We start from the raw sequence: 13,630 nt of genomic DNA on the forward strand, positions 1-13,630 counted from the left end.
ACGGCGGCTCTCGAACGCGGACACCCGTTCGAGGGAACATCAGGGCCCGCTCTTCTCAGCTCCGCAGACCGGGGGAGACGATCACCGCCGTGACGCACTCCCTCGCCTCCCTCCCGCCGCCGGTCCTGATCCCGCTGGCTCTGGCACTCGGCACCTTGCTGGGAGCGGTTCTGCAGCGGTCCGGCGTACTCGGCGCGGTTGATCGCCAGGCGCGAGCGGAGCAGGCCGCCGCACGACGTCACGTGCAGTACACGGCGGGCGAGGCGCTGGCCACGAGCGCGCACATCTTCGTCGAGGAGGCACGTGTGGCCCTGCGCCGGACGGAGCACGAGCTGCGCCCGGAGGTACGCGCCGCACGTCGGCAACGGCACGGTCACGCGGAGCACATCCTCCTCGTGTCCTTCTCCAGCGAGGGCATGACGAAAGCGGCCAAGGAGGTGGAGCAGGACCTCATCAAGGTCAAGAACGCGGGGCCGGACAGTCTCCTGCCCGCCGCCCGCGCAGCCCACGACGCGGTGCAGGCTGTCATGGCCCGCACCGGCTCGTTCATCGAGCCGGGCCATGGCCCCGACATGCTGCCGACCGCCCTGATCGGCATGCGTTCCGTCTTGGCATCCGCCATGGAACCGGACCGTGACCTGGACCCCTTGCGCCACCAAGTCGACACCGCGGCCGGAGCCGCAGACGAACTCAGCGCCGCGCTCCGGCGCTGCTGCCTGTGACACCAACCGCATCGCCTTCCCAGCTCCAGGACGAGCCCCACGACAAGCCCTAGGACAAGGCGCCCCCCTGCGGAGATCGGAGCACCAGCAGGGTGATCTCGCTCGGGGCGAAGACGCGGAAGGGTGGGCCCCAGAAGCCGGTGCCGCGGCTGGTGTAGAGGAGGGTGCGGGTGCCGTGGTGGCTGAGGCCGGCGAGGGCCGGCTGGTCGAGGCGGACCAGGTGGTGGAAGGGCCAGATCTGGCCGCCGTGGGTGTGGCCGGAGAGCTGGAGGTCGACGCCGTGGGCCGCCGCGCGGTCGATGAACTTGGGCTGATGGGCGAGGAGGAGGACGGGGAGGTCGGAGTCGGCGCCGTGCAGGGCTCCGGCGAGGTGGGCGCGGTGACCTGCCAGCCCGGAGGACTCGGCCGTGACGTCGTCGACGCCGGCGACCACGAGGGTGTCACCGCCGCGTTCGAGCAGCAGATGGCGGTTGCGCAGCGGCTCCCAGCCCAGCTCGTCCATCAGGTCGACCCAGCCCTGGGCCTCGCTGTAGTACTCGTGGTTGCCGGTGACATAGACGCGGGCCCGGGTCGCCTGCACGGTGCCCAGGGGCGCGGCCTGGGCGCGACGGCGTTCGGCCGTGCCGTCCGCGATGTCGCCGGTGTGGCAGACCAGGTCGGCCTCCAGGGTGTTCACCGTCTCGCAGACCCGTGCCGACCAGCGGGCGCGGTCGAGCGGACCGTAGTGCGTGTCGGTGATCAGGACCACGCGGGTGCCGTCCAACCCGGCCCTCAGCCGCGGGAGTTGTACGTCGAGGCGGCGCACTCGTGGCACGCGTCGGGCCTCGGCGTACCCCCAGGCGAGCAGCACGGCGGTTACGCCGAGGACGGCCCAGGTGACGAGGCGCGCCCGGCCCTGGCCGTCACCGGTGCCGGCCACGGTCAGGGCGAGCCGCAGCAGGACGCCGAGCAGAACGGACCAGGTGAACAGGACCCAGACGCCGCCGAGCAGCGTGTCGCCGACGATCGCCGCCCGGTCCTGCTGGCGCCGGCCGTGGCCGCGCGCCATCGCGAGGGGCATACCGATCAGGCCGAGGACGAACAGCGCGGTGCCGATCAGTGTGACCGGGAGCGGCCAGTGCTGGCCGGTGTACAGGAGAACCCCGCAGGGCACGGCCCACAGCAGTACGGGGGCGATCAGGGGGAGGTAGCGCATCAGGCGCTGCAACCGGCTGGGTGGCGCCCCGGGCGCTTCACCGGCGGCGGATCGGGTGTCGCTGGTCTCGGTCACGCTTCCCCTCCTGAGGTTCTGTCCGGCGGATCGTGCCCGCGGCGGAACAGGGTGGCGGCCACGGCACGGTCGTCGTACCGGCCGTCCGCCCGCGGCTCCGACGTGATCCGCCGCCCATGCCCCCATTCTGCTCCGGCCTCGATTCTCGGAGTCTCCTGGCTCTCCTGTCTCTCCGGTACGGCTGCGGCTGCGGCTCACTTCTCTCCGGTACGGCTACGGCTCATTGCCCGCCGTCGCGCGGGAGGGCCGTCCTCCGGGCTGGTCCGGTAGACGTGCCCTTCGACGGCGGTACGGGTACCGCGCGGGCGCACGGCAGGGCCTCGCCCGCGCCGGGGACAGGACTCGCCCGCGCAGGGTCTCTGCCCCGGGCAGCTACCCTCGGAGGTGTTCTGAAGCGGTTCCCTGGACCGGTGTACCGCTCCGAGGGCGACCCCCGGGCGTCGGGTCCGGCCCGAGCCCTCCGGGCTCAGCGGCCGACCTCGCAGGTCATCGGCGCCAGGTCAGGGGCGCCAGGCCATCGACGCCAAGTCATCGCCCCCAGGTCATCGGCCCCGAGAACCGCGTTCCCCGCACGCACACACCTCGGCAGGTGCTCATATGCCGGAACTCCCCGATGTCGAAGCCTTCCGTGAGGTGCTGGCCACCTGCGGTCAGGGTCGGCGTATCGGGCGCGTCGAGGTGCGGGATGCCTCCGTGCTGCACGGGGTGGGTGCGCGGCGGTTCGTACGGGAGCTGGAGGACCGGCGGCTGCGGGCCCCGCGGCGGCACGGGAAGTGGCTGCTCGGCAGGACGGACGGGCCCACGCTCGCCTTCCACTTCGGCATGACCGGGGAGCTCCGGTGCACGCGGGACGAGGAGCCCGGCACGTACGACCGCGTCCTGATCACGGTGGGCGGCGGCCGCTGCCTGCACTATCGCGACCAGCGCAAGCTCAAGGGCCTGTGGCTGCTCGACGAGGCAGGCGTGCGGCGGTTGCTCGCCGGTCTCGGGCCCGATGCGGCGGAGGTGGACCGCGCGGACTTCGACCGGCTGCTGCTCGCCCGCCGCGGTGGCCTGAAGTCGGCGCTCACCGAGCAGTCCGTACTCGCGGGCCTCGGCAACCTGCTCGCCGACGAGATCCTCTGGCGCGCCCGGCTCCACCCCTCGCGCCCCGCGGCGGGGCTCGGCGAGGCGGAGCGGCGTCGTCTGTACCGGGCGCTGCGCGGGGTCCTGCGGACGAGCATCGACGCCGGGCGGGTCCCGCCGCGCGGCTCCTGGCTCACCGGGCGCCGCGACGACCCGGGGGCCGCCCGTCCGCGTTGCGGGACCGCGCTGCGGCGGGGCCGGATCGCCGGGCGGGGCACGTACTGGTGCCCCCGCTGCCAGCCCGCCCCCGCCTGAACGCCGCCGCTTCCCCTGCTCCTGCCCTTCCTCCTGCCGATACCTCCTGCTCCTTCGCCCTGCCGTATCCCGGCCGCTGGGGCACCATCGGAACCGGACATGCGGTGACCGAGCGGTGAGGGAGTGAGCGGTGCAGGGACGCGGGGAACCCAGAGCGGTGGTCTTCGATGTCGACGGCACCCTGGTCGACTCGACCTATCTGCACACGGTGGCCTGGTGGGAGGCGCTGCGCCAGCACGACCGGCTGGTCCCGGCGGCGGAGTTGCACCGCGCGATCGGGCTGCCCGCCCGCGAGTTGCTGACCCGGCTGCTCGGCGAGGCGGACTACGCGCAACTCGGCGCCGCGGTCTCGGCCGCCCACGGCACCCTGTACGGGCAGTGGCACGACCGGCTGCGCGCCTTCGACCGGGTGCCCGAACTGCTGCGCACCCTCGCCGGTCGCGGCTGGCGGGTGGTGCTCGCGACCTCCGCCAAGGGCAGCGACCTGGCGGCGCTGCGCCGGGCGATCGGCGCCGACGACGCCATCGACGCCCTGACCAGCGCCGAGGACGTGGAGCACGGCAAGCCCGCGCCCGATCCGGTACGGGCGGCACTGGACCTGGTCGGGGTGCCACCCGAGTCCGCGCGCTTCGTCGGCGACTCGGTGTGGGACGTGTACGCGGCCACGGCGGCCGGGGTCGCCTGCCTGGCGGTCTGCACGGGCGGCACCTCCCGTGCGGAACTGACCGAGGCCGGGGCCGTCGCCGTCTACGACTCGCCCGCGGCCCTGCTCTCGGCCCTGGACGCGGGCCCGCTGCGGGACTGACCGGCCTCGGTGGGGCACCCTGCCCCGGTGGCCGGCAACGCTGGTCGTCGGTGGCCGCCCCCGTACACAACCCTTCGCCCCCTCGGCGGGTCAGAGTCCCCGTACCCGCCTCCCGAAGAGAGCGAAGACCTCCCGTATGCGTATCCGCACCCGCACCCGCACTCGCCCCCTTGCCCTCGCGGCGACCATGACGGCGCTGTCCGCCGGTGCCCTCTGCGTCCCGCCCGCCACGGCCCAGGTGCCGGAGGGCCGATCGCCTTCCCAGCAGCGGGACTTCAACGGGGACGGCTACCCCGATGTGGCCATCGGCGTGCCCCGGGCGGACGGCGGGGCCGGTGCCGTGGTGGTCATGTTCGGCTCGGCTTCGGGGGTGGATCCGGCCCGCTCGGTGCGCCTCGGTCAGGACAGCAAGGGGGTGCCCGGGGTGGCCGAGCCGGGTGACCGGTTCGGCGAGAACGTCACCAGCGGCGATGTGAACCACGACGGCTACGACGACCTGATCGCGGGCGCCCCGGACGAGAAGGTCGACGGCAAGCCGGACGGCAGCCTGTCGGTGATCTGGGGCGGCGCGAAGGGCTTCACCCAGGGCGGTGTCGCGCTGACCGCCCCCGAGGCCGGGGACCGGAACTTCGGCCAGGGCGCCTCCTTCAGCGACCTGGACGGGGACGGCACCGCGCAGCTCCAGGTGGTCAGCGGCCGGCACTTCTGGTGGTACTCGGAGGCCGTGCCCAAGGGCGACGGCACCGATGTGGCCCTGCCCCTGGAGGACGACTTCCTCCCCGAGGACGTGGAGCTCGACGGGGTCGCCGCGGGGCATTTCGCGGGCACCTCCGGCACCGACTACGTGCTGTACGGGAGGCGGGGTGACGGTGACGGCGACTATCTGGCGACCTTCCGGGGCGGGGCCGGTGACATCGGCTACCACCACAGCGTCCTCTCCGACGGCGGCACCGAGACGCGTGCGGTGGCGACCGGGGACATCGACAAGGACGGCTGGGACGATCTGGTCACCGGCGAGCCGATGGGCGGCCGCGAGGCGGGCGCGGTCACGGTCCGGTGGGGCGCCTCCGGCGGCCTCGGCACCGGCCGCGAGCCCACCGGTTACGACCAGGACAGCCCGGGCGTCCCCGGCACCGGCGAGACCGGGGACGGCTTCGGCACCGATGTCTCGGTGGGCGACGTGACCGGTGACGGCTACCCGGACCTCGTGGTCGGCGTCCCCAACGAGGACGTACGCGGCAGCCGGGCCGGTGCCCTCGTCCTCCTCAAGGGCGGCGCCGACGGCATCGGCAGCAGCGGGGCGGTGAGCGTGAACCAGGAGAGCGCGGGCGTCCCCGGTGTCGGGGAGGACGGCGACCGCTTCGGCTCCGGTGTCCACCTCGGGGACATCGACGGGAACGGCAGGGCGGATCTGTTCGCCGCCGCCGACGGCGAGGACATCGGGGAGGTGCCCGACGCGGGCGCGGTCTGGGTGCTGCGCGGCGCCGCCACCGGTCCCACGACGCGCGGCATCACCTCCTTCAACGGCGCCGACCTCGGTTTCGCGGACACCACCGGACTGCGCTTCGGCGAGGTCTTCGACCGCTGAGGATCCCCGCGGCACGGCGTCTCCCGGGTGCCCGGAGTGGTCGCCCGGCCGGTGCGGGCGCAGGGTGGAAGGAGCAGGTTTCCGCACCCGGAGGAGAAACCATGCCCGACAGCCGGCAGAGCACCGCGGCAGGCGGCTTCCTGCTGCGCCTGCCCGGGGTGTACGCCCCGCAGGACGACACCCGGCTGCTGCTGAAGGCGCTGGCCGCGGAGGGCGTGCGTACCGGGGCCCGGCTGCTCGACCTGGGATCGGGCAGCGGGGCGCTCGCCCTGGGCGCCGCCCGGCTCGGCGCCGAGGTGACCGCGGTGGACCTCGCCCGCCGCGCCGTGCTCGCCACCCGGCTCAACTGCCAACTGGCCCGGCAGCGCGTACGGGTGCGGCGCGGCGACCTCTTCGCCGCCGTACACGGCGAGCGGTACGAGGTGATCCTCTGCAATCCGCCCTACGTCCCCTCCCGTGCCCCGGCACCCTCCCCGCACCGCGCCGCTCTCGCCTGGGACGCGGGCAGCGACGGCCGGGCGGTACTCGACCGCGTCTGCGAGGCCGCGCCGGAGGCCCTGGACCGCGGGGGCGTCCTGCTCATGGTGCACTCGGCGCTCTCCCGCCCCCAGCTGTCGCTGGCCCGGCTGCGGCGCGCCGGACTGCACGCCGCGGTCACCGACCGCCAGCGGGTGCCGCTCGGGCCCGTACTCAGGTCCCGGCGCCCCTGGCTGGAACAGTGCGGAATGCTGCCGCCCGGGGAGCGGGGCCGGTCGGCGAAGGCGGGCGGCGACCGGGGAGCATGCGGCGATACGAGTGGCGCCGACTCCGGCGGCAACCGTGCGAACGGCGACGACGCCGTCACCGAGGAACTCGTGGTGATCCGTGCCCAGCGCATCTGAGCCTCCCGGCGGCACCGGCAGGAGCCGCGAGGCCCCCGACCCCGGTGCGCCGATTGGCGACCGGCGTGCGGCGCGGCGGGTGTGGGCCGAGCCGGGCGGGCCGCTGATGGTCGAAGGCCCGGTGGAGTTCCGCCTGCCGAGCGGCGAGACGGCCCGCTCGGACCGCTTCATGGTCGCGATCTGCACCTGCCGCCACAGCGCCGGATACCCCTGGTGCGATACGAGCCACCGCCGTCTCGCCGCCCGGGACGACGGCACGGCGCGGCGGCGCGTACCCGGGACGGACCGGGCCGGGAGGGACGGGGACAGGAGCGGCCCCCCGGAGAAGAGGGATTGAAGGAGGCGCGAGGGAGCGACTGAATCGCCTGAGAAGGGAACCCGGACCGGCGACACGACCGGCGCGCGACGACGGCCGCCCCGGACGCCGCCGACCGAGAGGCCCCGCGCGACAACCCCGCCCGGCAGGCCCCACCCGACAGACCAACGACCGGAGAGACGAGGATCCCAGCGTGGACACTTTGACGGCCCGCCCCGCCCCCGGTGGTGAAGGACCGGCGGGCCCGCGCCTTCCCGAGCCGCGCGGCCCGTTGTCGGAGGCGGTCGTCCGGGCCCTGCGTACCGCGGGGCCGGTGCCGCCCGCGGTCCTCGGCCCGGTGGACGAGGCCGAGCCCTGGGGCGAGGATCTGCACCTCGCGCTGTACACGCTCTACGAGTTGCACTACCGCGGATTCGCGGACGTCGGCGAGGACCGCGAATGGGACCCCGACCTGCTGCGGCTGCGCGGGGAGTTGGAACGCCGCTACCTGGGCGTCCTGCGCGCGTCCGTACCCGGCGGCGACCCCGCCCGCGCGCTGGACGCCCTCGTTGAGGACGACGGGTCCACCGCCCAGCCTCCCGGGCTCAGCCATCACCTGGCGCGCAAGGCCACCCTCGCCCAGGTGCGGGAGTACGCGGCGCTGCGCTCCCTCTACCACCTGAAGGAGGCCGATCCGCACGCCTGGGTCATCCCGCGGCTGACCGGGACGGCGAAGGCGGCCATGGTGGCAGTCGAGTTCGACGAGTTCGGGGCGGGGCGGGCCGAGGACATCCATGCCCGGCTCTTCGCGGACCTCATGGACGACCTCGGGCTCGACACCGCGTACGGCCGCTATCTGGACCGGGCCCCGGCCGCCATGCTGGCCGTCGTCAACCTGATGTCGCTCTTCGGGCTCCACCGTGCCCGACGCGGCGCCCTGGTGGGGCACTTCGCCCATGTGGAGACCACCTCCTCGCCCGCCTCGCGGCGGCTGGCGGCGGCCATGCGGCGGGTCGGCGCCGGGGCGGCGGCGGTCCGCTTCTACACCGAGCACGTCGAGGCCGACGCGGTGCACGAGCAGGTGGTGCGCCACCAGGTGGTCGGCGGACTGCTGCGCGAGGAGCCCTGGCTGGCGGGCGAGATCGGCTTCGGGGTCGAGGCCACCGCGCTGGTCGAGGACAGGTTCGGCGAGGCCGTCCTCGGCCGGTGGCGGAACGGGGAGAGCGCGCTGCGCCCGCCCGCCTGAGGCAAGGCGCCGCGAGGGCGGAACAGCTGCCGCGTCCCGCCCGCGGAGCACCGCTCGGAGCACTCGGTCGGGAAGCGGGGGGTGTGAGCGGAGAAAAGCCGGATAGAAGAGACCGCAGTGCTTAGGACACCAGGCACCCTCGCGGGTGGTCGTGTGTCCGGACAGCGTTTTCCGGTGATCGCCCGCCAAAGAGAGAGCCTTGCGGAGGATCACCGATGGCCACAGCAGTTCTGCCGATACCCGAACAGAAGAAGCCGACTTCGTACGGAGACACCAAAGACGCGTTCCGGCAGCTGCGCGCACTGCCGGAAGGGCCCCGCCGCTGGGTCCTCAGGGACCGGATCGTGGCGGACTGGCTGCCGATGTCCCGCCGTATCGCGGCCAAATACCGCGGCCGCGGGGAGAATTGGGAAGACCTCTGCCAGATTTCCGCGCTCGGCCTGGTGAAAGCCGTGAACGGATTCGATCCCGAGGTCTCACCGGCTTTCGAGACATACGCCGTGCCCACCATTCAGGGCGAGATCAAGCACCATTTCCGGGACAACACCTGGGGCGTCCATGTGCCCCGCCGCGTACAGGAGTTGCGGGGCACCGTACGCGCCGCCTACCGGGAACTCGCGCCGCGGACCTCGCCCCGCCAGCCCCAGGTCGAGGACATCGCGGACTACTCGGGGCTGAGCAAGAAGGAGGTCCGCGAGGGGATGCAGGCGCTGCACAGCTACCGCCCGCTGTCCACCGACGTGAGCTACGGCGAGGGCAGCGAGAGCACCCTCGCCGACCGCTTCGGCGCCTCGGACCCCGGCTTCGACCTCGTCATCGGCCGGGAGGCGGTGCGCCCCGCCCTGGCGCGGCTGCCGGACCGCGAACGCCGCATCCTCTACATGCGCTTCTTCCGCTCCATGACCCAGAGCACCATCGCGGCGGAGCTGGGGCTGTCCCAGATGCATGTCTCGCGCCTCATCAGCCAGGCCTGCGCCCAGGTCCGCCGGGATGTCGAGGAGGTCGACGAGGGCGCGGAGGCGTGAGCGGGCGCGGGGCCGCGACCTTCCCGAGGCGGGCGAGGCGCGAAGAGGAGTGATCGTCTAGGGTGTTCCCGGGTCCAGCAGCGCGGCCCGCCATCTCGCGCTGCTCAGGAGACCTCCGTGCCCTCCAGTTCCTTCACGTCTTCCCCCGGTGAACGGCCTTGGCCGGCCGCGCGGGTGAGGACTCTGCACCTCAGCGGAGACGTGGACGAGGAGGCCTGCGCCGAACTCACCGCCCGGATACACCGGCTCGCGCACGAGGCGGACGCCGGCCCCTTCGTGGCACTGGAGCTGTCCCGCGCCGTCCGGCTCTCGGAGGCCGCCGCCCACGCCCTGATACGGCTGGTACTCGCGGGCGGCGAGCAGCACCCCCGGGTCGTCCTCACCGGTGAGTGGCTCTCCCACCCGGACCTCGCCCGGCACCGGAGCGATCCGGCCGGGGCGCCGGGCGAGGAGGCCTCCGTACTCGAACGCCAACTCCAGGACCTGCGGGCCAGCCTGCTGACCAGGCCGCTCATCGCCCAGGCGCAGGGCGTGCTCCAGGAGCGGTACGCGCTGCCCGCCGCGGTCAGCACCTTCGATCTGCTGCGGGAGAGTTCGCAGCGCCACAACATCAAGCTGCGCTCCCTGGCCGCCGCCTTCCTGAGCGCGCCGCGGCCCCCGGGCGAGGTGCCGCTGTGGTTCCCGGGCCGCAAGCGGGCGCCCGTCCCGGCCCTGGACTTCGCCCGGCAGATGGAGCGCAGCCGGGTGCCGCGCAGCGCGCTCGCGGAGGCCGCGCTGCGGGCCGCCCTGCGCGGCACCCGCAGCGACTGGGGCCTCCTCCAGGTGGTGGACCCGGTGATCGGCCTGCAACTGGAGGCCGACCACGAGATGCCGAAGGAACTCCTCGACCTCTTCGCCCGGGTCCCCGAGCCGGAGGAGCAGACCATGGCGGCCAGGGCGCTGGAACGCGGCGTACGGATCGACCACTTCGCGGACGAGGACAGCTCGCCCTTCGGCGAGAGCCTCGGCCGGCTGCTGCGGGAGGCGGGCGTGGGCAGGGCGCACTGCGCCCCGCTGCTCTCGCCCTCCGGCGCCCGTACCGGTGTGATCACGGTCTTCGCCCCGGCGGGCCGGACGGGTCCTTCCGAGATCGAGGAGAAGGCCCTCGACCTGATCGCCGCGCAGACGGGCGCCTGGCTGGACTGGCATCGCCGTACGGTGGTGATGGACGCCCTGGAGTTCCTGCACCGGCGGGCCAGAACCCTGTCCGTCCCGCCCGCGACCTGACCCCGCGCCTGCGAGCGCCTCCGGAGCGCATCGGGCGGGCACAGCCGGACCCGGCGCCGGACCGGCGCTCCGACCCGCTCGCGGCGCAGGACTCAGGCGCTCTTGGACCCGGTGCCGCCCAGCGCCTCGATCAACTGCCCTCGGTTCATCGAGGAGCGGCCGCGCACCCCGGCCTCGGTGGCCCGCTCGTACAGCTCCTCCTTGCTGAGCCCGTCCAGTCCGCGGCCCGAACTCCCGCCCGCCGTACGGCCTTTCGCCTTGCCGCCGCCCTGCTTGCCGCCCTCGGCGCCGCCGCCCGACCGGCTGCTGCGGCCCGAGCCCCGCCGCCCCGAGCCGCCCCGCCCCGGGCCCTGCCGGGCCGAGTCGACGCTCGCCCGCAGCGCGTCCATCAGATCGATCACATTGGTCGACTCCGCGGGTTCCGCCGCCTTCGGCACCGACTCGCCCCGGCTCTTCGCCTCCACCAGCGAGCGCACGCTCTCCTGGTACGTGTCGTGGTACTCCTGCGGATCCCACGCGGTGCTCATCGCCTCCACCAACTGCACCGCCGTACGCAGCTCCTTGTTCTTCGAGGGCCCGCCCCTGACCCGCTCGGGCACCGGGCCGACCTCCTCGCGGGGGCTGCGCACCTCGTCGGCCCAGTGCAGGGTGTGCAGAGCGAGGATGTCCTCCTCCGCGGTGACCGCGACCAGATGCTCCCGGCCGCGCATCACGAAGGTGGCGATCCCGGCGCGGTGGGACTGGGCGAGGGCGTCCCGCAGCAGCCCGTACACCTTCTCGTTCTCCTCGCCCTTCGGGCCCAGGTAGTAGGTGCGGTCGAAGTAGACCGGCTCGACCTCGTCCAGGTCGACGAAGCCGCTGATCTCCAGGGAGCGGGACCGGCCGGGCGCGATGTCGTCCAGCTCCTCCGGCTCGACCACCACGTACTCCTCGCCGACGTCGAGGCCCTTGACGATGTCGTCCGCGGGGACCTCCTCGCCGGTGCGCTCGTTGACCCGGCGGTTGCGGATCCGGTCGGAGGTGCCGCGCTGGAGCTGGTGGAAGCGGAGGCTGTGGCCGCGGGTCGCGCCGTACAGCTGCACGGGCACGCTGACCAGGCCGAAGGAGAGCGTGCCGGTCCACACGGGTCGGGCCATCACCCGGACTCCCTCCTCCGCGGCCGCCCGCGGTCCTGCCTCCATCGCAGGCCACCGGGGCGGTGATCGCAATCGGGGCCCCGGCGACGGCGGCCTGCCTGCGCGCGGCACCCCCACCGGGGCGGAACAACCCGGATGGGGCAGCCGAAACCGATAGGGGCGGCCGAGCAGGGTAGAGGAGAGGGATGAACAGCAACAGCAACACCGTATTGGCCGCATCGACCGGCACCTCGATGTTCCTGATCGTCATCGGCATCGTGGTCGTCCTCGGGCTCATCGGTGCCTTCCTCGCGGGACGGCGCCGTGTCGCCTCCCGCCGGGCCGCCAGCACCCCCGCCGGGACCGGAACCCAGCCCGCCCGCGGCGAGACCCAGCGCGGCGACACCTGGCAGACCCCGGGCGACGACCCCGACCAGGGCCACCCGCACCCCTGACCGCACGGCCGCACGTACGGCCGCACGCCCCGCGTGCGTCTCACCGGAGCCGTACCGCGCTTCACCGGAGTCCGTACGGCGGTCTCACCGGGGTGCGTACGGCGATCCCGCCACCTCGGCCAGCTCGACGAGGAGGCGTTGGCTCTCCGCGTTCAGGGCACCGAGGCCGGGGGTGCCGGTGCCGCGCCCGGAGCGCAGCAGGTCCTTCAGGCGCTCCATGGCGAGATGGGCCTCGTGGAGATGCCTGCCGCGCGCGGCCGTGACGGTCTCCTCGTCCTTCTCGTCCTCCTCGGCGGCGTACAGGGCCGCGTCCGCGCGGCAGACCTCGGCGGCGGAGCACAGCAGCTCGGCGAGGATGTCGAGGGCGGGCTGCGAGGGGAGGTCGAATCCCGGCCGGGTGCCCGCCGCCTCCCACAGGGTGCGGGCCAGGGCCTCCAGATGGTCGGTGATGTGCGCCCAGTGCAGGTCCTCCTCGAAGGCCCGGCGGGCGGGCGTGGTGCGCCGCAGGTGGCGGGCCGGATTCAGCCGCAGGCTCTCCTCGTGCCAGCTGTGCGCGGTGCGCAGTTCGGTGACGGCGCCGCCCAGATACCGGGCCCTGGTGTGCCACTCCTCGGCCTGCTCGATGTCGTACCCCGTACTGACGGAGTCGGCCATGTCCTGCAAGAGCCGGGCGCTCCGGCGCGGGATGTCCGCCTGGAGCCGGTCGAGTCCGCGGGTGTGCAGCGGCGGCAGGATCAGCGCGTTGACGGCCACGCCGATGCAGGCGCCGAGCAGGGTCTCCATGACGCGGTGGCCGACGTCCGCCGGCGTGGAGGACTGGTAGGCGAGGACGAAGAGCGCGGTGCTCGCGGCGTAGAGGCCCTGGCTGCCGAAGCGGCTGTAGTTGCCGAGCAGCACGGTCAGCGGCAGCGCGATGACCATCGCGACCATGGTGTTGTGGGTGAGCGCCGCGGTGGCGGCGGCGATCGCGGTCCCGGCGGTCACCACCAGGACGTGCTGCACGGCGGAGCGCAGCGAGCGGTAGACGGTGGCCTGCACCAGGACGACCGCGGCCCAGGGGGCCATCAGCGCCATCGGGGCCTTCCACCACCAGCCCGCCACCGCCCAGGCGAGGGCCGCGGCCCCGGCCGCCTTGAGCGACTGGACCAGCAGTTCGCGTTCCGGTCCGGGACCCTGGAAGGCCCTGCGCGCCGAGGACCAGACGCCTGCCGCCTCCCAGGGGAGCCGGCGCTTCACCGCGCCCATCGCTTGTCGGGTTCGCTGTATCAACGGAGCCACCTGAACTGCCTAGAGGGGAACTGTGCGGAAGGGCCGCGCACGCCGTGCGCCCTCCACCCCTGACCTGGCAGTCTGCTACGGCCCCGGGCCGGGCCGCGAGCCGTATCGGTTGCCCCTGCCGGGAGGCGGGCGCAGGGTGGGGGAGGTACGGCGGCGACACCGAGCGGAGTGACCGCGCGCGGGCAGCGTAAACGTGGCGCGGCAGATCTCCGGGGCCGGGCGCGGATCCCACCCGCGCGCAGGCACCGCCTGCCCCCGCCCGGTCGGCGAGAGATCCGGAGCCAGATCCATGTGTAGACGTACC

Annotated in this window: 13 protein-coding genes; 10 read left to right on the forward strand and 3 right to left on the reverse strand. The window is 73.9% G+C overall.

Annotated features, from left to right (window positions below; all coding sequences use genetic code 11):
• Positions 1–89 precede the first annotated feature (89 nt).
• The gene (locus MID12_RS30230; protein ID WP_263172232.1) at positions 90–722 is read left to right on the forward strand and encodes a hypothetical protein; all 633 of its coding nucleotides are present in this window, start codon (positions 90–92) and stop codon (positions 720–722) included.
• Positions 723–771: 49 nt separating this feature from the next.
• On the opposite strand, the gene MID12_RS30235 is transcribed toward MID12_RS30230, so the two are convergent.
• Complete coding sequence (locus MID12_RS30235; protein ID WP_263172234.1) at positions 772–1,992, reverse strand: metallophosphoesterase; 1,221 nt, start codon at positions 1,990–1,992, stop codon at positions 772–774.
• A 597-nt stretch (positions 1,993–2,589) separates the two neighbouring features.
• Between MID12_RS30235 and MID12_RS30240 the strand changes: the two genes are divergently transcribed.
• From MID12_RS30240 to MID12_RS30275, 8 genes are all read left to right on the forward strand, one after another.
• Entirely contained in the window at positions 2,590–3,372 is a 783-nt protein-coding gene (locus MID12_RS30240) for an Fpg/Nei family DNA glycosylase (protein ID WP_263172236.1), read from the forward strand.
• 130 nt (positions 3,373–3,502) lie between these two features.
• Positions 3,503–4,177: an HAD family hydrolase gene (locus MID12_RS30245; RefSeq protein ID WP_263172237.1), complete on the forward strand. Its 675-nt coding sequence runs from the start codon at positions 3,503–3,505 to the stop codon at positions 4,175–4,177.
• Between the two features lie 136 nt (positions 4,178–4,313).
• Positions 4,314–5,765, forward strand: coding sequence for an FG-GAP repeat protein (locus MID12_RS30250; RefSeq protein WP_263172238.1), 1,452 nt, complete (start codon positions 4,314–4,316; stop codon positions 5,763–5,765).
• A 101-nt stretch (positions 5,766–5,866) separates the two neighbouring features.
• Entirely contained in the window at positions 5,867–6,646 is a 780-nt protein-coding gene (locus MID12_RS30255) for a HemK2/MTQ2 family protein methyltransferase (protein WP_263172240.1), read from the forward strand.
• Positions 6,630–6,983, forward strand: a complete 354-nt coding sequence (locus tag MID12_RS30260; RefSeq protein ID WP_411577023.1) for a CDGSH iron-sulfur domain-containing protein — start codon at positions 6,630–6,632, stop codon at positions 6,981–6,983. Before MID12_RS30255 ends, MID12_RS30260 begins: the two co-directional genes overlap by 17 nt.
• 181 nt (positions 6,984–7,164) lie before the next feature.
• Positions 7,165–8,187: an iron-containing redox enzyme family protein gene (locus tag MID12_RS30265; protein ID WP_411577084.1), complete on the forward strand. Its 1,023-nt coding sequence runs from the start codon at positions 7,165–7,167 to the stop codon at positions 8,185–8,187.
• A gap of 215 nt (positions 8,188–8,402) precedes the next feature.
• Entirely contained in the window at positions 8,403–9,212 is an 810-nt protein-coding gene (locus MID12_RS30270; protein WP_040255274.1) for a SigB/SigF/SigG family RNA polymerase sigma factor, read from the forward strand.
• 174 nt (positions 9,213–9,386) lie between these two features.
• The gene (locus MID12_RS30275) at positions 9,387–10,478 is read left to right on the forward strand and encodes a GAF and ANTAR domain-containing protein (RefSeq protein ID WP_263172244.1); all 1,092 of its coding nucleotides are present in this window, start codon (positions 9,387–9,389) and stop codon (positions 10,476–10,478) included.
• 92 nt (positions 10,479–10,570) lie between these two features.
• On the opposite strand, the gene MID12_RS30280 is transcribed toward MID12_RS30275, so the two are convergent.
• On the reverse strand, positions 10,571–11,614 hold the full coding sequence (locus MID12_RS30280; protein WP_263172246.1) for a Ku protein: 1,044 nt from the start codon (positions 11,612–11,614) through the stop codon (positions 10,571–10,573).
• A gap of 185 nt (positions 11,615–11,799) precedes the next feature.
• Between MID12_RS30280 and MID12_RS30285 the strand changes: the two genes are divergently transcribed.
• Complete coding sequence (locus tag MID12_RS30285) at positions 11,800–12,048, forward strand: DUF6479 family protein (RefSeq protein ID WP_263172251.1); 249 nt, start codon at positions 11,800–11,802, stop codon at positions 12,046–12,048.
• A gap of 84 nt (positions 12,049–12,132) precedes the next feature.
• On the opposite strand, the gene MID12_RS30290 is transcribed toward MID12_RS30285, so the two are convergent.
• On the reverse strand, positions 12,133–13,284 hold the full coding sequence (locus tag MID12_RS30290) for an FUSC family protein (protein ID WP_263172253.1): 1,152 nt from the start codon (positions 13,282–13,284) through the stop codon (positions 12,133–12,135).
• Between the last annotated feature and the right edge of the window lie 346 nt (positions 13,285–13,630).

This window comes from Streptomyces sp. SCSIO ZS0520, from assembly GCF_025643355.1.
GTDB lineage: Bacteria > Actinomycetota > Actinomycetes > Streptomycetales > Streptomycetaceae > Streptomyces > Streptomyces physcomitrii.